This is a genomic window from Stenotrophomonas sp. Steno-Z1 (assembly GCF_056393175.1).
Map to the genome: position 1 here is coordinate 338,925 of NZ_JBWJPB010000003.1, position 22,644 is coordinate 361,568.

General features: G+C 66.4%; 22 protein-coding genes. 6 read left to right on the plus strand and 16 right to left on the minus strand.

The genetic code is table 11. The annotated features are described in order from the left end of the window. Nucleotides 1–20 precede the first annotated feature (20 nt). From AC06FD_RS12190 to AC06FD_RS12205, 4 genes are all read right to left on the minus strand, one after another. Complete coding sequence (locus tag AC06FD_RS12190) at nt 21–587, minus strand: ECF-type sigma factor (RefSeq protein ID WP_478077942.1); 567 nt, start codon at nt 585–587, stop codon at nt 21–23. Nucleotides 588–652: 65 nt separating this feature from the next. After that, nucleotides 653–1,465: a bifunctional DNA-formamidopyrimidine glycosylase/DNA-(apurinic or apyrimidinic site) lyase gene (gene mutM / locus AC06FD_RS12195; protein WP_478077943.1), complete on the minus strand. Its 813-nt coding sequence runs from the start codon at nt 1,463–1,465 to the stop codon at nt 653–655. A gap of 43 nt (nt 1,466–1,508) precedes the next feature. After that, nucleotides 1,509–1,865: an EF-hand domain-containing protein gene (locus tag AC06FD_RS12200; RefSeq protein WP_345780467.1), complete on the minus strand. Its 357-nt coding sequence runs from the start codon at nt 1,863–1,865 to the stop codon at nt 1,509–1,511. A gap of 18 nt (nt 1,866–1,883) precedes the next feature. Next, nucleotides 1,884–3,086: a DesA family fatty acid desaturase gene (locus AC06FD_RS12205; RefSeq protein WP_259207917.1), complete on the minus strand. Its 1,203-nt coding sequence runs from the start codon at nt 3,084–3,086 to the stop codon at nt 1,884–1,886. A 149-nt stretch (nt 3,087–3,235) separates the two neighbouring features. Between AC06FD_RS12205 and AC06FD_RS12210 the strand changes: the two genes are divergently transcribed. Next, the gene (locus AC06FD_RS12210) at nt 3,236–4,066 is read left to right on the plus strand and encodes an ABC transporter ATP-binding protein (RefSeq protein ID WP_259207919.1); all 831 of its coding nucleotides are present in this window, start codon (nt 3,236–3,238) and stop codon (nt 4,064–4,066) included. Between the two features lie 121 nt (nt 4,067–4,187). On the opposite strand, the gene AC06FD_RS12215 is transcribed toward AC06FD_RS12210, so the two are convergent. Both AC06FD_RS12215 and AC06FD_RS12220 read right to left on the minus strand, forming a co-directional pair. Continuing rightward, nucleotides 4,188–5,396, minus strand: coding sequence for a DUF4785 domain-containing protein (locus AC06FD_RS12215; RefSeq protein WP_478077944.1), 1,209 nt, complete (start codon nt 5,394–5,396; stop codon nt 4,188–4,190). A 10-nt stretch (nt 5,397–5,406) separates the two neighbouring features. Beyond that, a complete protein-coding gene (locus AC06FD_RS12220) occupies nt 5,407–6,288 on the minus strand; it encodes a lipase family protein (RefSeq protein WP_478077945.1) in 882 nt (293 codons plus the stop codon). A 257-nt stretch (nt 6,289–6,545) separates the two neighbouring features. On the opposite strand from AC06FD_RS12220, the gene AC06FD_RS12225 reads away from it, so the two are divergent. Beyond that, nucleotides 6,546–7,391, plus strand: a complete 846-nt coding sequence (locus AC06FD_RS12225; RefSeq protein WP_259208233.1) for an acid phosphatase — start codon at nt 6,546–6,548, stop codon at nt 7,389–7,391. A 33-nt stretch (nt 7,392–7,424) separates the two neighbouring features. Here the strand turns inward: AC06FD_RS12225 and AC06FD_RS12230 are convergent, their stop codons facing one another. Both AC06FD_RS12230 and AC06FD_RS12235 read right to left on the minus strand, forming a co-directional pair. Beyond that, nucleotides 7,425–7,835 (minus strand): hypothetical protein, encoded by a 411-nt coding sequence (locus AC06FD_RS12230; protein ID WP_478077946.1) that lies wholly within the window; start codon nt 7,833–7,835, stop codon nt 7,425–7,427. 272 nt (nt 7,836–8,107) lie between these two features. After that, on the minus strand, nt 8,108–10,375 hold the full coding sequence (locus AC06FD_RS12235; RefSeq protein ID WP_259207926.1) for a TonB-dependent receptor: 2,268 nt from the start codon (nt 10,373–10,375) through the stop codon (nt 8,108–8,110). Nucleotides 10,376–10,597: 222 nt separating this feature from the next. Here AC06FD_RS12235 and AC06FD_RS12240 point away from each other — a divergent pair, with 222 nt between their 5' ends. Continuing rightward, a complete protein-coding gene (locus AC06FD_RS12240) occupies nt 10,598–11,623 on the plus strand; it encodes a TIGR00266 family protein (RefSeq protein WP_259207928.1) in 1,026 nt (341 codons plus the stop codon). Between the two features lie 117 nt (nt 11,624–11,740). After that, nucleotides 11,741–12,739 (plus strand): patatin-like phospholipase family protein, encoded by a 999-nt coding sequence (locus AC06FD_RS12245; protein ID WP_259207930.1) that lies wholly within the window; start codon nt 11,741–11,743, stop codon nt 12,737–12,739. Nucleotides 12,740–12,856: 117 nt separating this feature from the next. Here the strand turns inward: AC06FD_RS12245 and AC06FD_RS12250 are convergent, their stop codons facing one another. The 7 genes from AC06FD_RS12250 to AC06FD_RS12280 form a co-directional block, all read right to left on the minus strand. Then, nucleotides 12,857–13,732 (minus strand): hypothetical protein, encoded by an 876-nt coding sequence (locus AC06FD_RS12250; RefSeq protein ID WP_478077947.1) that lies wholly within the window; start codon nt 13,730–13,732, stop codon nt 12,857–12,859. A 46-nt stretch (nt 13,733–13,778) separates the two neighbouring features. Beyond that, nucleotides 13,779–14,807: a hypothetical protein gene (locus tag AC06FD_RS12255; protein WP_478077948.1), complete on the minus strand. Its 1,029-nt coding sequence runs from the start codon at nt 14,805–14,807 to the stop codon at nt 13,779–13,781. Next, nucleotides 14,786–15,649, minus strand: coding sequence for a hypothetical protein (locus AC06FD_RS12260; protein ID WP_478077949.1), 864 nt, complete (start codon nt 15,647–15,649; stop codon nt 14,786–14,788). Before AC06FD_RS12260 ends, AC06FD_RS12255 begins: the two co-directional genes overlap by 22 nt. A 66-nt stretch (nt 15,650–15,715) precedes the next feature. Further along, nucleotides 15,716–17,092: an XVIPCD domain-containing protein gene (locus tag AC06FD_RS12265; RefSeq protein ID WP_478077950.1), complete on the minus strand. Its 1,377-nt coding sequence runs from the start codon at nt 17,090–17,092 to the stop codon at nt 15,716–15,718. After that, nucleotides 17,049–18,248, minus strand: coding sequence for a hypothetical protein (locus AC06FD_RS12270; protein ID WP_478077951.1), 1,200 nt, complete (start codon nt 18,246–18,248; stop codon nt 17,049–17,051). The genes AC06FD_RS12265 and AC06FD_RS12270 overlap by 44 nt, the downstream gene beginning before the upstream one ends. 23 nt (nt 18,249–18,271) lie before the next feature. After that, nucleotides 18,272–19,120 (minus strand): hypothetical protein, encoded by an 849-nt coding sequence (locus AC06FD_RS12275; protein WP_478077952.1) that lies wholly within the window; start codon nt 19,118–19,120, stop codon nt 18,272–18,274. Between the two features lie 69 nt (nt 19,121–19,189). Continuing rightward, nucleotides 19,190–19,672: an Lrp/AsnC family transcriptional regulator gene (locus AC06FD_RS12280; RefSeq protein WP_259207946.1), complete on the minus strand. Its 483-nt coding sequence runs from the start codon at nt 19,670–19,672 to the stop codon at nt 19,190–19,192. A gap of 127 nt (nt 19,673–19,799) precedes the next feature. Here AC06FD_RS12280 and phhA point away from each other — a divergent pair, with 127 nt between their 5' ends. After that, complete coding sequence (gene phhA / locus AC06FD_RS12285) at nt 19,800–20,696, plus strand: phenylalanine 4-monooxygenase (protein ID WP_478077973.1); 897 nt, start codon at nt 19,800–19,802, stop codon at nt 20,694–20,696. A gap of 31 nt (nt 20,697–20,727) precedes the next feature. After that, nucleotides 20,728–21,381 carry a DMP19 family protein gene (locus AC06FD_RS12290; protein ID WP_478077953.1) on the plus strand — a complete coding sequence of 218 codons (654 nt, stop codon included), beginning with the start codon at nt 20,728–20,730 and terminating at the stop codon, nt 21,379–21,381. A gap of 27 nt (nt 21,382–21,408) precedes the next feature. On the opposite strand, the gene AC06FD_RS12295 is transcribed toward AC06FD_RS12290, so the two are convergent. Continuing rightward, the gene (locus AC06FD_RS12295) at nt 21,409–22,509 is read right to left on the minus strand and encodes a GDSL-type esterase/lipase family protein (protein ID WP_478077954.1); all 1,101 of its coding nucleotides are present in this window, start codon (nt 22,507–22,509) and stop codon (nt 21,409–21,411) included. Between the last annotated feature and the right edge of the window lie 135 nt (nt 22,510–22,644).

Below are 22,644 nucleotides of genomic sequence, written 5' to 3' on the forward strand. Positions count from 1 at the left end.
CGGGGCCGTGTTGCCGCCGATCAGTCCTCGCGCACGGACGCCAGCAGGAACATGCGCGCCTTCTGCCAGTCGCGGCGGATGCTGCGCTCCGAACGCTGGCACAGGTCGGCGATTTCCTGTTCGGACAGCCCGGCGAAGTAGCGCAGTTCCACCACCTTGGCCAGGTGGCGGTCCACCGCCTGCAGCCGCGCCAGCGCCACGTCCAGCGCCAGCAGGTCCTCGTCCAGCCGCACCCCGCTGCTGCTGTTCTCGGGAATCTCGGCCACCCGCTTGAGGTCGCCGCCGCGCTTGCGCGCCAATCGGTTGCGGGCATAGTCGACCACCACGCTGCGCATCGCCGAGGCGGCGTAGGCGAAGAAGTGCGCGCGGTCCTCGAAGCGGGCGCCCCCGCGGGCACCCAGCAGCTTCAGGTAGGACTCGTGGACCAGCGAGGTGGCATCCAGGGTGCGCCCCTGCTGCCCGGCCAGTTGACGCCGGGCCATGCTGTGCAGCTCGTGGTACAGCAGGGTGAGGACCCGGTCCAGCGCGGCGCGGTCGCCCGCGCGGGCTGAATCCAGCCATACGGTGATATCCGGGCCCTCGTCCATCGCACACCCCCGCCGGTGACGTTGGGCGGACTATACCGCCGGCAGGGCGACGGGCGCGCGAGGGTTCAGCGCTGGCAGTGGCTGCACCAGACGCTGGCGCGCTGGCCGATGGTGGCGTGCCGCAACGGCCGCCCGCACTGCCGGCAGGGCTGCTCTTCACGCCCGTAGACCAGCAGCTCCTGCTCGAAGTACCCCGGCGCACCGTCGGGATTGATGAAATCGCGCAACGTGGTGCCGCCGCGGGTGATGGCATGGCCCAGGATCTGCTTCACCGCCGTGGCCAGCCGCTGGTAGCGCTCGCGGGAAATCCGGCCGGCCTCGCGCAACGGGCTGATCCCGGCCATGAACAGGCTCTCGGCGGCGTAGATGTTGCCCACCCCCACCACGATGCCCTGGTCCATCAGGAAGGTCTTGACCGGCGCCGTGCGGCCGCGGCTGCGCTCGAACAGGTAGTCGCCGTCGAAGCCAGCGTCCAGCGGCTCCGGGCCCAGCCCGGCCAACAGGGTGTGGGTTTCGCCAGCCGGTTGCCACAGCAGGCTGCCGAACCGGCGGGGGTCGTTGAAGCGCAGCAGGCGTCCGTTGTCCAGGCTGATGTCCACGTGGTCGTGCGCCCGCACGGGGGTATCACCGGGCAGCACGCGCAGGCTGCCGGACATGCCCAGGTGCAGCACGGCGCTGCCGATGGCGGTATCCAGCAGCAGGTACTTGGCACGGCGGCGCACGCCGTCGATCGCCTGGCCGGGCAGCAGCGCGCCGATCTCCTCGGGAATCGGCCAGCGCAGGTCCGGCCGGCGCAGGATCACCCCGTGCACGCGACGGCCTTCCAGGTGCGGGGCCAGGCCGCGGCGGGTGGTTTCGACTTCGGGAAGTTCGGGCATGGGGCAATTCTAGCGAGCCGGCGATGGACCGGGCGCGGGCCGGTCAGCGCGGCGGCGCGGCCAGTTCCTTGGCGCTCAGGTAGCCATCGCCGTTGGCATCCTGCTTGCGGAAGCGCTGGATCAGCGTCTGCCGCTGCTGTTCGCGGGTGATCGGGCTGCCCTTGCCGCCGGGCAATTCATCGGCACCGAGCACGCCATCGCCGTTGCGGTCCATGCGCTCGAAGGCGTACATCATCCACTGCACGTATTCCTCGACGCTGACCCGACCATCGCCGTCGCTGTCCATGCGCTGCAGGTAGCTGCCGGTGTCGGCCACCTGCGCCTGCGCGACGCTGGCGCCGAGCACCAGGAGCGCGCAGGAAAAACGCCGCGCGAGGCGGCGTTTTCCGGAGGCGGGCATGTGCGTGCGGGGCACCCGTCAGTGCGCCGTCAGTGCGTAGCCCTTCAGCCGGGCGGCATAGGCCTGCAACGCCGCGATCCCACTGGCTTCGGCCTCGTGGCACCAGGCCTGCAACAGCTTGAGGCGCTCGGCCGCGTCGTTGCCGCGGGCTTCGAGCAGGGCGGCCAGGCGCGCACGGTGTTCCACCAGCACACGGATGCGCGGGCGCTGCTCGACCCAACTGCTGAGCTGGGCGCGGCAGTCCGGCTTGAGCCAGCGGCCATCGTTGACCAAGCCACGGCGCATGCGGCGCGGCAGCAGCTTGCGCAGCTTGGCCCCGGCCATGGCCGCTTCTTCGCGCAGGGCCGGCACGAACACGTTGCGCTGGTAATCGGTCATGGCCTGGAAGCGATGCGACAGCAGCGCCTTGAGGGTTTCGGCATCGGGCACGGCGATGTTCGGGCGCACGTCCATGGACGGGGCCACGCGCAGCACCTTGGCCAGGCGCAGCGCCTGCAGGCCGCGGATGGCCGCCCAGCCGATGTCGAACTCCCAGCGGCGCATGGAGAAACGCGCCGAACTGGGGAAGGCGTGGTGATTGTTGTGCAGTTCTTCGCCGCCGATCCAGAACGCCCACGGGGTGAGGTTGGTCGAGGTATCGGCCGACTCGAAGTTGCGGTAGCCCCACCAATGGCCCAGGCCGTTGACCACGCCGGCGGCCCAGAACGGGATCCACGCCATCTGGATGGCCCACAGGGCCACGCCGGGCAAGCCGAACAGGAGGCTGTTGATGGCCAGCAGCGCGACCGGGCCGAGGTTGGCGTGGGGGGTGTAGAGCTTGCGCTCGATCCAGTCGTCCGGTGCGCCACGGCCGTACTGCTCGATGTCCGCGCGCATCGCGCGGGCTTCGCGATACAGCTCCACGCCGCGCCAGAACACCATGCCGATACCCTTGGTGACCGGGCTGTGCGGGTCTTCGTCGGTTTCCACCTTGGCGTGGTGCTTGCGATGGATCGCCACCCACTCCTTGGTGATCATGGAGGTGGTGAGCCAGGTCCAGAAGCGGAAGAAGTGCGCGATGACCGGATGGAAATCGACGCCGCGGTGCGCCTGGCTGCGATGCAGGTACAGGGTGACGGCGAAGATGGTCAGCTGGGTGAACACCAGCAGCACCAGCGCCATGCCCCACCAGCCGAGGCCGACGACGCCGCCGGTCAGGAAGTTGAGGAGCGTATCGAGCATCGCAGGACTCCAGGCCTTGGGCGGCCAGCAAGGAAACGGGTACACCTTCGGACATCATGGGGCCTGCGCTTGCAAACTTCATCCGTCTGGTGCGATTTTTGCGCAGTCATTCAGTTGATTTCCTCCTTCGTGAGCATGCCCGCGCATTCATGACAGTCGCAGCCTCCCCGGCGGCCCTGGCCGCCTCCGCCCCCCTGATCGAGCTGGACCGCGCCTGCGTGATCCGCGGCCAGGTCCGGGTCCTGCACGACCTCAGCCTGCGCATCGCGCAGGGCCAGCACACCGCGCTGCTGGGCCCCAACGGCTGCGGCAAGTCGTCCTTCATCAAGCTGATCACCCGCGAGCTGTACCCACTGGCGCATGCCGATGGCAGCGTGGCGGTGCGGGTGCTCGGGCAGAACCGCTGGCAGGTGGACCGGTTGCGCTCGCAGCTGGGCATCGTCACCGGCGACCTCAGCAGCAACCTGGCCGACATGCCCGGGCTGACCGTGGAGGAGGCCGTGCTGTCGGGCTTCTTCGCCAGCTTCGTGGTGCCCGCCTTCCGCGAGGTCACCGACGACATGCGCCAGCGCGTACGCCAGACCCTGGCCCTGGCCGGGGCGCTGCCGCTGCTGCAGCGTGGCTATGCCGAACTGTCGGCCGGTGAAACCCGGCGCGTGCTGATCGCCCGGGCGCTGGTCAACCGGCCGCAGGCGCTGCTGCTGGACGAGCCGTCGACCGGGCTGGACCTGATCGCGCGCCAGCAGTTGATCGCCACCATGCGCGCGCTGGCCGCCGAGGGCATCACCCTGGTGCTGGTCACCCACCATATCGAGGAAATCATCCCCGAGATCGAACGCGTGGTGCTGCTGCGCGGTGGCCGGATCGTGGCCGATGGCAGCCGCGCCGAGCTGTTGCGCGACGGTCCGCTGTCGGAGGTGTTCGGCGGTCCGATCCAGGTGATTGAACACGACGGCCGCCTGAGCGCGTTCGCTGGCTGAACGCGGCGGCTGGGGGTGACCCCCGGCCTGCGTGGCGGACTGGGCGCCGGACGACTCCCAGCCACGCGTGCCGTCACGCCAGCATGGGAGACGGAGGCCATCGCCTCCGCCTCCCGCTTGCCTAGAACGTCACCGCCACCGCCCGCGATTCGATCGGGGCCATCCGGCCCTGGTCCTGCAGCTGCAGGTCGCGCAGTTCGAACGGGGCGGCGTAGCCGCGCGGCAGTGGCACGCTGGCGAACGGCAGCTGCAGTTCGGCGCTGCCGGCCGCCTCGAACCAGGCCGCGCTGTGGGCCTGCGCGACAGGCCGCAACTGGCCGTCCGGACCGGTGGCGTACAACGTGCCACGGGCTTCGTAACGCCCGGGCGCGCCGATCTGCAGCGGCAAGGTCACCGCGCGGCGGGCGCTGTCCACCTCGACCTGGCCACTGAACCGGGCGGTCGGCTGGGCCACGGCGAAGGCGACCTTGGCATCGCGCTGCACCCCGTTGGCGCTGACGAAGGCCTGCAGCTCCCACAGCCCCTGCACCTGGCCGATATCCTGCGGGATCGCCACGCGCGCGCTGAGCCCCTGCTTGTCGGCGACTAGCGGCACCGGCCAGCTGCGCCCGTCCGGCGCCACCAGCAGCGCTTCACCGCCGGCCGGCAACGTCCGCCCGGCCACCTTGCCGGTGGCCAGTGCCGCCGTACCACCGTCATCGAGCAGCCGCGCGCTCAACGTCACGCTGCCACCGGCCAGCACCTGCTGGCGGTTGGCCTGCAGGTGCAGCGCCACGCGGCTGTTGGGTTCCAGCACCTGTACGACGTAGCGGCCCTGCGCCTGCGCGCTCTGCAGCCGATAGGTGCCGGCGGCGGCACTGCGCCCGGTGCGCACCATCGCCGTACCCTGGCCCACGCTCATGCCCGCAGCCTGCAGCTGCTGTGCATCCACCACCTTGTCCACCGCCAGCGCACCGGACGGGTCGCGGACCTGCCATTGCCCGGGCGCCAGGGCACGCGCGCCCTGCACCGGGCTGACCTGGATCACCGCATCCGGGGCGGTCAGCGGCAGGTCCAGGCCGCGCTGCAGGGTGGCCGCGTCCACCATTTCCCAGTAGCTGCGGCTGGTGGCCACGAACGGGGCCGGCGCGCTCAACGCCTGGGCCGGGTCCAGCGCCCAGGCGAAACTCACCGGGGCGCGCTCGATGCCGGCAGCGGGACGCGTGGCGCTCTCCACGCGCGGGGCGACCTGGTCGGTGCTGCGTGCCGGCAGGAGCGGTTGTGCGGCCTGCAGCGGCAGCGCCACCATCGCGGCGGCCACGGCGGCGGCGATCGTCAGTCTTGAAGTCATCGGGTGCTCCTCACAGGGTCAGGTCGTTGCGCAGGATCGTGCCGAGGCCGAAGCACTCGCGTCGGCTCTGGTTGTGGCTCAGCGGTTCGGCGCCGTTGGTGCGCGCCTTGTCGGTGAACCAGAGGGTGCCGGCCGCCTTCTGGCTGCTGCACTCCAGGAACCCGTCCGAGCAGCTGTTCAACCAGTTCTGGGTGAACTCCAGGCCGACGTTCTGCGCATAGCCGCCGCAGTAGCTGTTGCTGTCCCACACCGCCGACTCCACGTCCGAGCCGACCACCGCGCGGAACGCCTTGGGAAGCGCCGGTCGCCCTGCCGTGCCGTACAGGTTCTGCGCGTTGTAGGTGGCCATGTGGCCCACCTGCTGCTGGCGCACGGCGTCGCTCTTGTAGCCCAGCAGCCAGCCCACCGAGGATTCGAAGGCATTGCCGTTGAGTGCGGCATCGGCCAGCGGGGTGCCGGCCGAGGACGGCGCCAGCGCGGTCACCTTGCTGATGGTCTGGATGATCCTGGGGTAGCGGGCGTCGTAGGTGGGGTTGGACAGGATCCAGCGCACCACGTTGCCGCCGTTGGAATGGGTGATCACCACCAGTTTGGTGATGCCCTTGCTGTTGATGAAGGTGGTCAGCTGCCCGGCCAGGCAACCGGCCGCTTCGGGCTTCCACATGTACTGTTCGAAATCGCAGTTCACCACCGTGTAGTTGCTGCTGTTGGGCAGCCCCTGGCGCACGGTGTCGATGATCGCCGGTTGCCAGTAATCCGTGCGTGCATCGGTCTGCTTGCCGGTGCCGTGTACGAACGCCACCCCCACCACATCGGCGGCGTGCACATTGCCGCACGCCAGCATCAACCCCAGGGCGAGTCCACCGCCCAGCCTTCCCGCGTTGCTTCGCATCCGCTGTCTCCTTGCAGGTGATCCCCCTGATGACCGGCGCTACCGCATTGCCATGCCGTGCATCTATCCATGGATATATGACGAGTAGTGGCGCCTTGGGCGAAGCTATGTCGCGCGTCTATTGAAATCCGTGAACCAGTAGCGGGTTTCCATCATCCGATGCCCGGGCATGCCGGATCTGGCTGCATGACCAACGGCGGCTGTCCACGCCAGGTGAAGCTGCGATCATGCCGACTCGTTCGTACCGAGACCTGCCGATGTCGCTCCCCACCGCGCCCGCCCTGCGCCCCGTGCTGACCGCCGCCCTGCTTGCCGTCCTGGCCGGCTGCTCCACCACCGGGGCACCAGGCTCGACACCGGTGGAAGCGTCGGTGACCACCAAGGCGGTAGGTTATCTGTCCGCCGATGCGGTCCCGGCCAGCCTGGACCTGGTACCGGCCCCGCCCGCCGCGGGTTCGGCCGGTTTTGCGCTGGACGAACAGGTCAGCCGCGAGGCCCGCGCCCTGCGTGGCAGCCCGCGCTTCGAGCAGGCGCATCGCGACGCCGAACTCGGCTTCCCGGCCGGCGCCAACCAGTTCTCCTGCGCCATCGACGTGGACGTGGATGCGGTGAAGACCCCGGCGCTGTATCGCCTGCTGGAACGCAGCCGGATCGACGCCAGCGCCGCCACCCGGACCGCCAAGAAGCACTACCAGCGCGCACGTCCGTTCATGGTCAACAACGAGCCGACCTGCTCGCCGGAAGACGAGCAGGACCTGCGTGGCAATGGTTCCTATCCTTCCGGCCACACGTCGATCGGCTGGACCTGGGCGCTGATCCTGTCCGAGATCGTTCCTGATCGCGCCGACGCCATCCAGGCCCGCGGACGCAACTATGGCGAGAGCCGTCTGGTGTGCAACGTGCACTGGCAGAGCGACATCCTCGAAGGCCGGTTCATGGGCGCCGCCGCCGTGGCACGCCTGCACGACAACGCCGCGTTCAACAAGGACCTGCTGGCCGCACGCAAGGAGATCGCCGCCGCGCGCAGGGCCGGGCTGCATTCCACCCGCGATTGCGCGGCCGAAGAAGCGGTGTTGAAGGTGCGGCCGGCGAGCGCGCTGTGAGTCGACGCCAGGCGGCCGTGTCCGACGGCGATGCTATGCCGCCGTGCCCGGGTGCGCGTTGGATGGCGGCATCGGCACAGCGCGGCGCAACGTCGCCATCTTGAGCAGTTCGATGAGCACCAGCAGGCTGCCGGCCACCATCGCGGTGGCGGCCGGGCTGGCGTCCAGTCTCTGAACCAGAGCAAGGGCCAAGGGCACCGACGGCATCACGAGCAACAGTCGGAACGGGATCTGTACGTAGGCAACGTACAGCCCCCATCGGCTGCGCCGTAACAGGAGCGCACACGAGACGAACAGGCTGGCCTGCAGCATCCAGCCCGGCAGCAGCACCATCAACGCCTGCACGCCGTAGGTCTCCACCACGGCACGCGATCCGATGACATCCTCGACATAGGGCACCTGTCCACGCCCCAGCGCGGCCAGCGTGTAGATCAGGATCTGCATCGCGTCCATGCCGCCCCAGATGCGGAATGCGCGGCCGGGCGTTGCACCATCGTTACCCGTAGTTGCCATCGTTCCAAGGATGTTTGGAGCGCCACCGCGGTCTGTACGCGGACGGGCGGAGCGGCGCGTGACGTGCAGTATGGGCAGGCTCGGTGGCGAGAGGAATGCAAGACATTGCAGATCGGCACGGACCTGCGCGGCGCTGACGCGGAAACGAACACGGCGCGGATTTCTCCGCGCCGTGTTCGTTTGTGCCGCAATCGTCCGTTGCCTCAGAACTTCGCGGTGAACTCCACGCCAAACGTACGCGGCTCGTTGAGGAAGCCGGTGAGGTTGTTGAAGTCGATCGCGCCAACCACGCGTACCTGGTCGGTCAGGTTGCGACCGTACACGGCCACGTCGTACTGGCCGTAATCCCAGTTGTAGCCCAGGCGCAGGCCACCTTCCAGCGAGGAGCGGCTGCGGAACTCCGGCGACTCGTACAGGAAGAAGTTGACCGGGCTGCGGTAGGCCCAGTCGGTGTACACGTACAGCTCGCTGGCGTCGTTGATCGGGAAACCGGCACGCAGGGTCAGGTTGTGGATCCACTTGGGCGCCTGCGGCAACGGGTTGCCGTTGACCAGCGCGTAGGTGGCACCGTCGATGACCGTGGTCGGGTCGGTGATGGTGCAGCCGCCACCGCAGATCGCCACCGCCAGGTCGCGGTCCTTGATCTCGGTGTCGTTGTAGCTGCTGCCCAGCGTCAACAGGACGTGGTCGGTGAGGTAGGCCTCGAAGTCCAGCTCGGCGCCCTGGCCGATGGTCTTGTCCGCATTGAGCAGGGTGGCGGTGTTGTTGCTGCCGCCCACCGCGATCAACTGCTGGCCATCGACGTTGTAGCGGAACACATTGAAGCCCAGGCGCGCGCGACGGTCGAACAGGTCGGCCTTGATGCCGGCCTCGTACGAGATCACCTTCTCCGAGTCGGCCTGCGAGACGCCACCGAAGGCCAGGCGGCCCTGGATCGACGGCGCACGGAAGCCCTTGGCAACGCGCGCATACGCGTTGAGGTTGTCGGTGATCTGGTAGACGCCGCTCAGGTCCCAGCTGACGTCGTTGACGTCGGTCCTGGCGATGTACGGACCGCTGACCGGGGTGCCGAACGGCACGGCCTGCAGCACGCTGGCGCTGAAGTCCTTCTTGTCCTGCGTGTAACGCACGCCACCGCGCAGCTTGAAGCGCTCGGTCACGTCGACATCGCCGGAGGCGAAGGCGGCCCACGCCTTGTTGCGCTGCTGCTGCACGGCATGGCCAGTCTGCGGATTGCCCGGGGTCAGCGAGTCGTAGTTGAAGCTGTCGATGGTGACGTCTTCATCGAAGTAGAACACGCCGGCCTGCCAGTCGAAGCGGCCCCATTCGTTGGATTCCACGCGGAATTCCTGGGTCCACTGGCGATGGTGCGGCAGGCCGTCGGCCGACTCGGACGCGAACGGGATGTTGCCCGGGCCATAGTTGCCGGCACCGAGGAAGCTGGCACCGTAGCCGCCGTCGATGTCGCCATGGTTCAGCGATTCGGCGGTCTCGTAACCGGTGATCGAGTGCAGCGTCACCCGGCCCAGGTCCCACTTCAGGCGCGCACTGCCGCCCCAGGTTTCCAGGTCGGAGAAGTTCTGGCCATCGGTGGAGACGTCATCGCGGTCGAAGTTCTCGACCAGCTGGTTGGTGCCCGGCTTGATGATGTTGGCGCGGAACAGACGCGCGGTGCCGTTGAGCTTGCGCTTGTGCAGGTTGAACAGCGCTTCGACGTCGTCGCCTTCGTACAGGAACTGCACGCGGGCAGCGGCTTCGTCATAGCCCTCGAAGCCCTGCGCCGGCGCGTTGGCGCGGGTGTTGGTCACCCAGTCGTCGCGGCGCTGGTACAACGCCGACACGCGGGCCGACCACCGGTCTGTCAGCGGACCACCGTAGGCGCCCTGCGTGTTCCAGGTGTTGTAGCTGCCGTAGGCAACCTTGATGTAGCCATCGGCATCCTGCGACGGACGCGCCGAATCGAACTTGACCACGCCGGCCGGCGTGTTGCGGCCGAACAGCGTGCCCTGCGGACCGCGCAGCACTTCCACACCCGCCAGGTCGAACAGCGGGAAACCCTTCAGCAGCGGGCTTTCCTGCACCACGTCGTCATACACCAGCGACACCGGCTGCGAGGCATTGAGGTCGAAGTCGGTATTGCCCAGGCCGCGGATGTAGAAGCGCGGGAAGGCACGACCGTACGACGATTCGATGTTCAGGCTGGGCACGCGCGCGGACAGGAAGCGGATGTCGTCGCCGGCCGAGCCGAGCACATCGAGCTTCTCGCCCTGGATGGCCGAGATCGAGACCGGCACGTCCTTGGCGTTTTCGACGCGGCGCTGGGCCGTTACCTGCAAGGTATCCAGGGCGACCGGATCCTTGCTGGCGGGGGCATCCTGGGCTGCGGCCGTGAAGGGCAGCAGGGCGGTCAGAGCGAGGACGAGCGGGTGCACGGACGGAAACCGGCCGTGGGCAGTGCGGTTCGGGAACATGGCGATTAGGCTGTGTTGGGAGGGGTGGTGGACCGGCGCTACCAGACAATTGTTGCAGTACAGCAACAGCGTCGCAAATTCCGGTCATTCATTACCAAGATCCGGCCAGGCAGATGTGAAGGCCGGCTGCGTCTTTCGACCGCGGTCACGACTTCCGGCCCACTCCGTCCAGAACGGGCCCGTTCTAGACTGGGCGCCCTCTTTCCTGCCAGGTACGTCGCCATGACCCAGTGGTACTTCCACACCGCCGGCCAGGCCGGCCGCGTTGGCCCGCTCGATGACGCGGCCGCCCGCCAGTTCGCCCAGTCCAACCCGCGTGCGCTGGTGTGGTGCGAGGGGATGAGCGGCTGGATGGCCATCGCCGAGGTCCCCGAACTGCTGGCCGGCAGCACCGGGCCGCAGGGTGCGCCGCCGCCGCTGCCCGGCACCGCCGCGCGCGGCCAGCGCGCCGATGACATCGACTTCCGCATCGTCGGCCATGAAATGCAGTTCGTGGAGATCGAGCTCGATCCGGGCGAAAGCGCCATTGCCGAAGCCGGCGCCTTGATGTTCAAGGACGCCGCGGTGCAGATGGACACCGTGTTCGGCGATGGCTCGCACAGCGGCCAGGGCGGCGGTTTCATGGACAAGCTGATGAGCGCGGGCAAGCGCGTGCTCACCGGCGAGAGCCTGTTTGCCACCCTCTACACCCACACCGGCCAGGGCAAGGCCAAGGTCGCCTTCGCCGCGCCCTACCCCGGCACCGTGCTGCCGATGAAGCTGGACGAGCACGGTGGCCGCCTGATCTGCCAGAAGGACAGCTTCCTGGCTGGCGCGCGCGGGGTGCAGATCGGGGTGCAGTTCCAGCGCAAGGTGATGACCGGCCTGTTCGGCGGCGAGGGCTTCATCATGCAGAAGCTGGAGGGCGACGGCTGGGTGTTCGTGCATGCCGGCGGCTGCGTGGTCGAGCGCGAGCTGGCCGCCGGCGAGCGCCTGGACGTGGACACCGGCTGCGTGGTGGCTTACCACGCCACCGTGGACATGGACGTGCGCCGCGTGGCCGGCGTCAAAAGCATGGTGTTTGGCGGTGAAGGCGTGTTCCTGGCCACCCTGACCGGCCCGGGCAAGGTCTGGCTGCAGTCGCTGCCGTTCTCGCGCCTGGCCGGCCGGATGTGGATGGCCGCCCCGCAGACCGGTGGCCAGAGCCGCGGCGAGGGCTCGGTGCTGGGCGGGATCGGCCGCATCCTGGACGGCGACAACCGGTTCTGATCCTGTCACTGCCCGCGCGGCAACCGGATATGACTGGCCGTCCCGATCGGGCCGGCCAGCGGCCGGCAGTCCGGGTATGCTGGCGCCCTTGATGCCCATTCACTTTCTGCGACCCCGATGAAATCACTGCCCCGCATTCGTCTCACGCTGTCCGTTGCCCTGCTCGGCCTGCTGGCCGGCTGCGGCGGTGACCCGGTCCGCCCCACTCCGCCACCGGTGGCCACCCCGGTGGCGCAGGCCAAGCCGGTCAAGATCGGCATCGCGCTCGGCGGCGGTGCAGCCAAGGGCTTTGCGCACATCGGCGTGATCAAGATGCTGGAAGCCAATGGCTTCGAGCCGGTGGTGGTGTCCGGCACCAGCGCCGGCAGCGTGGTGGGCGCGCTGTACGCCAGCGGCATGGACGCGTTCCAGATGCAGTCCAAGGCCGTGGCCCTGGATGAAGCCAGCATCCGCGACATGCGCTTGTTCTCCGGCGGCCTGGTCCAGGGCCAGAAGCTGCAGGACTACGTGAACACCCAAGTGGACAACCGCCCCGCCGAGAAGCTGCAGAAGCCGTTCGCCGCGGTGGCCACGAACCTCGACACCGGCGAGCGCGCCGTGTTCGTGCGCGGCAACGTCGGCCAGGCGGTGCGCGCCTCCAGCAGCATCCCCGGCGTGTTCGAGCCGGTGAAGATCGGCAAGAACAGCTTCGTCGACGGCGGCGTGGTCAGCCCCGTACCGGTGGATGCCGCGCGCCAGCTGGGCGCCGACTTCGTCATCGCCGTGGATATCTCCAGCAAGGCCAGCGGCAAGTCGCCGACCGGCATGCTCGGCATCGTCAACCAGTCCATCGCGATCATGGGCCAGCGCCTGGGCGAGCAGGAACTGGCGCGTGCGGACATCATCATCCGCCCCAAGGTGCTGGACATCGGTGCGGCCGATTTCAGCCAGCGCGGCTACGCGATCCTGGAAGGCGAGAAGGCGGCGATGGCAGCGATGCCGCAGATCCGCGCGAAGGTGCAGCAGCTGCAGCGCGCCCGCGCCGCGGCGCTGGCCCCGCCGCCGCCCAAGCCCAAGTGCGAGGAACCCTCGCGCGTGGGCAGGCTGATGGGCCGCAAGGAGAAGTGCGAGGGCTGAGCACGCAGCTCCCGCCGGGCAGGCCCTGCCCGCCCGGCCCAGGGACGGCCGCGCGTGATGCCGTCCCGGAGCAGCGCGTCACGCCCCGCATTCCACCTGGCCGCATTCTCGGCCGATCTATCGGGGCACGCCTTGTGCGGGGCGCCCTGTTGTCACCTGGCTCTGCAGAAAGATCGCCGTTGCGCGCGCTTCAAGGCGCTGCCATTGGGGAAGAAGATCCCGCAGGTACGAAACGGAGACGAGGACGTCCCGGTCTGGAATCACGAACATGTGCTCGCATCGTGCCACGCCGATCGTTGAATTCTTGACCGGCACATCGCCTCGCCAGTCATACCCCGGGTCCTTCATTTCCCGCGATGCGCAGCTGACCAACCGTTCGACCCGTCCAGCAACGTCAAACGAAACGTACCAGTCGTCATTCGACTCCGACTGGATCAGCGGCGTGTCTTTGCTTGCGCCTTTTCCGAGGTAGTGCGCGCGTACGCGTGCCATGTCTACGTAGTAAGGCATCAGCCCGTGCACCTCCTCGCCCTTGATCCTGTCCTTGAATGAGCGACTGGGGCTGTCTGGCTCATATTCCGGGAGCGTGGACATCCGCTCCAGTATCTCCAGTGGCGTGTAGCGATCGGAGTAGCCGTACCGGATGCGGACGGTGCGCAGCGATTTGGCAACCGGCAGATCTATGCGCTCCCCTGGCTTGAACGGCTCCAGCGACGGGTACTCCAGCGCCAACGCAAAGCTGCCGTCATGCTCGGTGCCGATCTGGTTATCGAAGTAGTTCTGCGGCAGCGCCAACAGATACGGACCCACGCAGGCCTGCTTCAGTGGCGCCGGATCGGCATAGGGGTCCTGCGGACCCACGCTGCGCTGTCGCGTGCAGCCCTGCTCGTTGGTCTGGGTGCGCTCCACCGGCTTCTGCGCCGGCTGTCGCGCACATGCTGCCAGCGGCAGCAGTGCGACAAGAAGCAGCAGGCGATTGACGAGGGATGTCATGTGGATCGCACCCTCCCCTGATGCCGGTGCGACGATGTCCGCCGCATCAGATCTGCATTGCCGCAAACGCTCGCGCCGGATCGGTCTGCGCGTGCACGACCTGCATTGCAGGTGCGCGGGCACGCTCCTGGTCGAGCGCGGCTCCCCTGCGTTGCTCTATGGCGCCCGTCAACAACCCTTTGGCGTGCGTTTCGAATTCTTGCCAACGTGCGAGTCCCTCGCGCGGATACTCAATGCGAACCAGCGTGCTCAGCGCGGCGACCATGAATGTATGCTTGCAAACCGCGTATCCATAGTCTCTGCTTTTGACTAGCTTTCCATCACGGTAGGCCACGCCGGAGACGGTTATCTCTCGCGGCGTGCATTTGATTACCGTGGCGACTTCGCCTGCTGCGTCTTTGGCCAGGAACCAGTCAGTGTGGCGGTCGGCCTTCATGACGGAAGCGGTGTCCTTGAATCCCTTCGCTCGATAGTGCTCACGCACAACGGCCATATCGATGTAATAGGGACTCAGTCCGTGCTGTAAATCACCCCGGGTGCGATGCTCCAGCGACGCCTCTGGATCGTCCGCCTCGTACTTCATTGGCGTGTAGCTTCGTCGCATTGCTTCATGGATATCGACTTGATCGATGTAGTCGTACTCCACGCTCATTGTGCGTACCGACACATCGGCGGTCAGGCCCATCCGCTCGCCGGGTTTGAACGGCTGGAGCGAGGGATACTCCAGCGCCAGCGAGTAGCTGCCATCATGCTCCGTGCCGACCTGGTTGTAGAAGTAGTTCTGCGGAAACGCGAGGAGGTGCGGTCCGAGACAAGCTTCCTTCAAGGGTGCAGGATCGGCATAGGGGTCCTGCGGACCCACGCTGCGCTGTCGCGTGCAGCCCTGCTCGTTGGTCTGGGTGAGCTCCGCCGGCTTCTGCTCCGGCTGTTGCGCACATGCCACAGTTGGCAGCAATACGGCGAGGAGCAGCATGCGTACTGCGCGGGAGGGCATATTGATTACATCCTCCCTGGATGAGGGGGCAGCGTTGGCCGCTCTGGCGATGCTCAAATCTACTTGACTGAGACCGGCCATGGCTGCGCCTCCTTGCGCTCAACAGTGATGGATCGTGCCAGCAGTTCGGTGGCACGCTGCTCGATCTTCCCCCATCGCGTCAGACCTTCTCTTGGATATCGTACGGTGATGAGGGTGTCCAGCTCCAGATTCATGAACGTCTGGCTGCATCGCGGTACGCCGACGGCCTCGCCTTTCACCGCTTTTGCCTGGCGGGACGCCACTCCGGCCGCTGCCACCTCGCGAGGGGTACATTTAATGACCGTGCTCACTTCACCATCTTCATTTCTGGCGATGAACCAATCCGTGTGAAAGGAAGCGTTCATCACTGGGGCAGTCTCGCGCAGCCCTTGCATTCGATAGTGTGCGCGTACTTTCTCCATATCAACGTAGTAAGGAGTCAGGCCATCGCTTGGAGTGCCTTTGGTTCGGCCGTCCAATGTCTCCTGCGGCATCCCGCGCTGGTACTCCATCGGCACATATGTGGCCGTCAGCGCGTCGCGCGCATCTCCCCCATCGATGTAGGTGTACTTGACCATGACGGTCCGCGCAGACACGTCTGCGGTCAGGCCCATTCGCTCGCCGGGCTTGAATGGCTGCAGCGAGGGATACTCCAGCGCCAGCGAGTAGCTGCCATCATGCTCGGTGCCGATCTGGTTATAGAAGTAATTCTGCGGAAACGCGAGCAGGTACGGTCCCAGGCAGGCCTGCTTCAGCGGCGCCGGATCGGCATAGGGGTCCTGCGGACCCACGCTGCGCTGTCGCGTGCAGCCCTGCTCGTTGGTCTGGGTGCGCTCCGCCGGCTTCTGCGCAGGATGGCGTGCACATGCTGCCAGCGGCAGCAGTGCGGCAAAGAGCAGCATGCGTGTGACGAGGCATGTCATATTGATCGCATTCTCCCTGATGCCGGTGCGACGGTGCCCACCACATCAGATCTGCATTGCCGCAGACGCTCGCGCCGGATCCGCCTGCGCGTGCTCCATCTGCATTGCAGGTGCGCGGGCACGCTCCTGGTCGAGCGCGGCCAATTGCTGGAAAGACTGCTCCGGTGGCGTGGTGATGGCCTGTGCGGTTGGCATGTGGGCGCGGCGATGGGCCGGGTCGTCCAGCGCGCCCTGCACCACGAAGACGTGATCACCTCCGGCCTTACCCTGGCTGGGGGCTGTCAGCACCACCTGATCGACCCGGTCCAGCCGGTTTGTCGCGGCCAGCGTGGTCAAGCTGGCCGTCATGCATTCACTGTGCCGGTCCCAGCCTTTGCCAACCTCGGCATCCAGCCCCCGTACGCCTGCGGCACACTGCTGGTAAAGACCATTGCGGGCGTGATCGGGCGACCTGGGATCGGTGTCCTGCGCGAGCTGCGCCTGTGAGGCGTGCTCCGGCGCGCCCACCTCGGCAAGCACCTGCGGGCTTTTCATGATCGGGCGGTTGCGGTTGGGGTCCTCCGGATGGAAGTTATCACGCAGGTCCTGACGCTGCTGGCGAACGTGGCGGGCATCGTCAAGGTACTCGAGCGTGGCCTTGTCCGTCACCGGCACCGACGCTGGGCTGAAGGATCCCACTGGGATCGGCAGTGGCCCCAGCGGCACGCTGACCTTCACCTCGATTTCCCGGCGCCACTGGCCGCCTTCGGCGTTGTACTGGTACGTCTGGCCGCGAAGTTCGATGCGGTCGGGATCGGCATTGGGAGTTGGTTGAAGGCCCGCCGGCACGCGTGCGCGACTCATGTCGGCCACATAGGCTTCCATTTTCGGTCCTTCATCGTTGTATGTAGTCAACAGCACCCTGGTGGTTTCGACGGCTCGATCCGCCCCATGGTTTCGATTGTCAAGCAGCATCGTCCAGACCTTCTCGGCCTCCGCCTCACCTCCGTGATCGCGGGCTGCTTCGAGTAGCTTTCGCGGTGTCCAGCCGTCTCGGTCGATCCCCTTCTCCACAAACGTCGGATCGTGGGAAACCTGTACATCCCGCACAGGCAGGTTGAGGGCAAGATCGGCACGGCCAGCGAGGTAGTGCCCCTCCCGCAACCCGAAGTCGCGCTCGATCAATGCGACACCAAGTTCCTGCCACCCACTCTCTTTCATTACGACGCCGTCACGGGCCGCCTGCTGCGCAGCAAAGTTATTGGCGGTTGCACCAGGCGCGTTGTCATTGCGTACGACACCGAGAGCCAACAGACCGTAGCCATCATTGCCTGCCTTCTGCGCAAGATAATTGAAGTAGAGCTCGCGATTTTCGTTCTCTACGTAATATCGAAGAATCTCAATATCTTTCGCGTTCAACGTCGGCTGCACCTGCTTTTCCATGCCCCTCCAGCTCCTTTGGTACTTTATGTTCGAAAAACAGCTTGCTTGCGCGGAACTCCAACTGTTGCCATTGCGGAAGAAGATCCCGCAGATACCCGAGCTTCACGATGATGTGGTGATCAGGCAGTACAAAGCGATGTTCGCAGCGCGCCATGCCATCGGTGCTGGTCTTTGTTGGAATGCCATTCATCCACGCGTAGCCTGGATCGGTCTGTTCCCGCGAGGTGCAACTGATCAATCGGTCGATGCGCCCTGCCGGGTCTGTTGAGATGAACCAGTCCATATTCGACGCAGCCTTCATCACCCTCATATCATCGCCCATTCCTTTCGCTCGGTAGTGTGCTCGAACACGCACGAGATCCACGTAATAGGGCTTGAGCCCGTACTTAGGTTCTCCCTCGATCCGTGCGCCGAGCGAACGAGTGGGACTTTCAGGATCGTATTCCTGGGGCGTGGACAGCCGCTCCAATATTTGCATGGGCGTAAAATGGTCGGAATAGCTGAAGTCGATGTCAATGGTGCGCAATGACTGATCAACCGACAGTCCGATGCGATCACCGGGCTTGAAGGCCTCCAACGACGGGTACTCGAGCGCCAGCCCAAAGCTGCCGTCGTGCTCGGTGCCGATCTGGTTATCGAAGTAGTTCTGCGGAAGCTCCAACAGATACGGACCTACGCAGGCCTGCTTCAGCGGCGCCGGATCGGCATAGGCATCCTGCGGACCCACACTGCGCTGTCGCGTGCAGCCCTGCTCGTTGGTCTGGGTGAGCTCGACCGGCGTCTGGGCCGGCTGCCGTGCACATGCTGCAAGTGGCAGCAGTGCGGCGAGGAGCAGCATGCGTACTACGCGCGACGTCATATTGAGTACATCCTCCGTGGATGCGGGTGGAGCGTTGGTCGCTCTATCAGCGCTGCGTGCCGGGAATGGCGGCGCGTTGCTGGAGCTCGTGATCACAGCATCAACGCGCGCCTGCCTGCCAGTGAAAGAACCCGCCGTTGCCGCGGGCGCGTCAACGTTACGCACAACGCCCAGTGCGAGCTGGCCATATCCGTCGTTGCCTTCCTTCTTTACAGGAAAGTTGGAGTACAGCCCGCGATTCCCAACGTACGCGTAACGCATCAGCGCATTCATATCCTGTTCGTTCACGCCTGCCATGGCCCGACGTCCTACTGGTCATTCTACTTTTTACTGATACTTCCGACGAGCAGTTCACCCGCTCGCTGTTCGATCCGGTGCCAGTCCTTCAGCGCTGCGCGGACATAGGTAACCCTGGCGCGAATGCGGTATTCCGGGAGAATGAAAAAGTGATCGCACTCAGGCAACTCGCTCTCCTCACTCCTGATCATCCGCCCTTCGCTGAAGCGGACGCCGGATTCAGTCACCCCGCGGGATGTGCATTTGACGATGGTCTGGATGTCGCCGGTCCGATCACGGGCCACGTACCAATCCCGATGTGAGCGGTCCTGCATGCCCGGTGCGTCGTCTGCCAGGCCGCGCGCACGCAGGTACGCACGTATTCGTTCCATGTCAGCGTAATAGGGAACCAGGCCATGGACTTCCTCCCCCTGCAGCCTGAGATCCAGCGATGCTGCGGGGTCATCCTGTTCAAAAGCCATCGGCGTGTATGCATTCCGTAGCGATTGGCGGACGTCAATCCGATCAACATAGTTGTAGTTGATGCTGAGTGTCCGCGCGAAAACGTCCTTGTTGAACGATTTTCGCTCCCCCGGCTTGAACGGCTGCAACGACGGATACTCCAACGCCAGCGCAAAACTGCCGTCGTGCTCGGTGCCGATCTGGTTATCGAAGTAGTTTTGCGGCAGCGCCAGCAGATACGGTCCTACGCAGGCCTGCTTCAAGGGCGCCGGATCGGCATAGGCATCCTGCGGCCCTACGCTGCGCTGTCGCGTGCAGCCCTGCTCGTTGGTCTGGGTGCGCTCCACTGGCGTCTGCTCCGGCTGTCGCGCACAGGCTGCCAGCGGCAGCAGCGCGGCCAGGACCAGCGTGCGTACTCCATGACACGTCATCCCACTGCATCCTCCATTGATGCGCATATGCCGACGAATGTACCCGACAACGACGGTCGGCGTCCGGGATCACTCCAGCTGCGACAACGGCAATGCCCGGAAATCCTTCACCGTGCGCAGCACGAAACTGGAATTGACGTCGGCCACGCCGGCGGCGTTGAGCAGCTTGTCCAGCAGGAAACTGGAGAAATGCTCCAGGTCGCGTACGTAGATGTGCAGCAGGTAGTCCATGTCGCCCGTGAGCGCGTGGCACGCCACTACTTCGTCCCACTCCAGCACGCTGTCGGCGAACACGCCGATGGCGTGCTGGTCGTGCTTCTCCAGCTGCACGCGCACGAAGGCCTGCAGGCCCAGGCCGATCTGGCGTGGCTCCAGCCGCGCGCCGTAGCCGGCGATCACGCCTTCGCTCTCCAGCCGCTGCACGCGACGCAGGCAGGCCGACGGGGACAGGTTCACCCGGGCAGCGAGTTCGGCATTGGTGGCGCGGCCGTGCTGCTGGATTTCAGCCAGCAGGCGCAGATCCGTGCGGTCGAACTGAGGTTCCCCGGCCATTGCTGCTCCGCAACATAAGATGTACGCAAGGATATTGCGCCAAACGGGTAGATCCGTGCAACTTTGCAACCCCCTTGCGTGCCCCCTGCCCTAGCATCGTCAGATGACTTCCCAGGAGACCACCACGATGGAAACCGCCACCACCCCGCGCCGCGTCGAACACCAGCAGACCGACAAGGGCTACGTGCCGGTCTATACCACCGCCGTGGTTGAACAGCCCTGGGACAGCTACACCGCCGACGACCACGCGACCTGGAGCACCCTGTACAAGCGCCAGCGCGAGCTGCTCGAGGGCCGTGCCAGCAAGGAGTTCCTGCACGCGCAGGACGAGATGGGCATGAGCGCGCACATGATTCCGCGCTTCGACCAGCTCAACGAGGTGCTGGGCGCGGCGACGGGCTGGACCCTCGTAGGCGTGGAAGGGCTGTTGCCGGAGCTGGACTTCTTCGACCACCTGGCCAACCGGCGTTTCCCGGTGACCTGGTGGATCCGCCGCCCGGACCAGATCGACTACATCGCCGAGCCGGACATGTTCCACGACCTGTTCGGCCACGTACCGCTGCTGATGAACCCGGTGTTTGCCGACTACATGGCCGCCTATGGCCGCGGCGGCGTGAAGGCGCATGCGATCGGTCCCGAGGCGCTGCAGCACCTCACCCGGCTGTACTGGTACACGGTGGAGTTCGGCCTGATCAACACCGACGAGGGCCTGCGCATCTACGGCGCCGGCATCGTCTCGTCCAAGGGCGAGTCGCTGTACTCGCTGGAATCGGCGGCACCGAACCGCATCGGCTTCGACCTGGAGCGGATCATGCGCACCCGCTACCGCATCGACACCTTCCAGAAGACCTACTTCGTCATCGACAGTTTCGAGCAGTTGATGGAAGCGACGGCGCCGGACTTCACGCCGATCTACGCGGCGCTGGAAGCCAGGGATCATCTGCCCGCCGGTGAGGTGCAGGACGGCGACCGCGTGTTCCAGAAGGGCACCGGCGAAGGCTGGGAAGACGGCGGCGACGTGTGAGCCAGGATGCGGGTCCGCTATCCTGACCCGCATGACCGACATTTTCGCTTCCCTGCGCGCTAGCGCTGTCGATTTCGACGATGACTTTGTTCTGCTGTCGCTCGCCGACGGCCGCCGGACCCGGCAGCCGTTGCGGTGGGCACCTGCGCTGCACGAGGCCGACGCCCTGCAGCGCGCGGGCTGGGTACTCACCGCCGACGGCCTGGGTGTGAACTGGCCAACCCTGCTTCCGGTGCAGGACCACGGCGTGGTCGATGTGCCCAACCAGGTGTGGGATGACCGTTACGAGGCGGCGCTGGCACGGCTGCAGTCGGCCGCATGGTCGCTGGATGCACTGTCCGACCAGGACCAGCAACTGGTCGCGCTGTGGCGCATGGAGGCGGACATCAACAACGGTGGCTTCATGCAGTTCCTGTGCAACTGGGGCGATCCCACCTGCCAGCTCGCATTGCGTGCGCTGCAGGCGATGGGCGCGGTGAAGACGCACGCGATCCTGGCCGGCATGCGCGGGCTGCTGGACCGCCTGGAGGACGATCCGGCGATCCAGGAACTGCAGGACCTGTATGGCGCGATGAACGAGGACGAACAGCAGGCGCTGGACGACTTCGACGCGGCCTACTTCGAGCGGCCGGAGGACCTGGCGCGGCTGGGCCTGCTGCACTTCGGGCCCGAGCCGCTGGCGTAGCGCCGGGCACGGGCGCGGCATGACCGGTCAGCGCGGATAGGCCAGCAGCAGCACCAGGTCATCGTCGCCCACCTGCTGCAGCGCGTGCAGGCTGCCGGTGCGGGTCAGCAGTGCATCTCCCGCGCCTACGTCGTATTGCTTGCCGTCCAGCACGTAGCTGCCCTGCCCGCTGACGATGTAGTAGATCTCGTCCTTGTGCTGCGGGTGCAGGCCGATGCCGGCGCCCTTGTGCAGCACGCGCTTGCGCAGCACGAACGGCAGCTCATCGGCGGCGAAGAACGGGTAGGCGGTGGTCGGGCCGGCACCACCATGGGGGCCGGGCTGGGTGATTGCGATGTCGCGTTCGTGTACCACGCGCGAGGGTTTCGACGCATCTGCGCCCTGCCCCGCACTGCGCACGTCGCAATCGATGTCGCGTGTCAGCGCAGCCTTCAGCGCAGGCTGCAGCCCGACCCAGTCGCGCACGACCAGGCAGGCGACGGCGTTCGCACCGGCGGTACTGAAGTGCGTGCCGTCGGCCTTGTTCTGTTCGGGCACGAACAGGAAGTACGGCTTGGCGCCCTGCTCGCCCAGCGCGCGGATCCAGCGCGTGGAGCTGTCGTTGAGATCGATCAGCGCGACCTGCTCGCGGGCGGCCAGCTGCTTCATGGCCTGGGTGTACAGCGCGTGCGTATCCAGCAGCGAGCCGAAGTCGTAGAGCAGCCGCGCCACCGGGGTGATCAGCACGGGCGTGGCGCCTTTGTCGCGGGCCAGCTGCACGTAGCGCATCAGGAACTGCGGGTACGCCGTGACAGGATCGGTATAACGGGTGGGATCTTCGACCTTGGCATCGTTGTGCCCGAACTGGATCAGCAGCACGTCACCGCGCTGGAGTTCGGCGGCGATCGCGTCCAGGCGTTTCTCGTCGATGAAACTGCGCGTGCTGCGGCCGCCCTTGGCATGGTTGCGCACCTCCCACACGGCCGGATCGAGATAGCCCTGCAGGGCCTGGCCCCAACCGGCCTGCGGCGCACGCTCGGGGCCGTATTCGGCGGCGGTGGAGTCACCGGCAATGAAGACGCGGTGCGGGGCGCACAGCGCACTGGACGCGGCGAGCAGCAGCGACAGGGACAGCATCAAACGCAACATGGTCATGCTCCTGGAGAGCGGCTGGCCAACGGCCGGCACCACCGGCGTGCATCTGGGGGAAAGCCCCCTGCGTCAGGGGGCGACCGCGAAGCGGTGGGGAATCGGAAGTAACGTCGCGCGGGGCCCACGATCTGC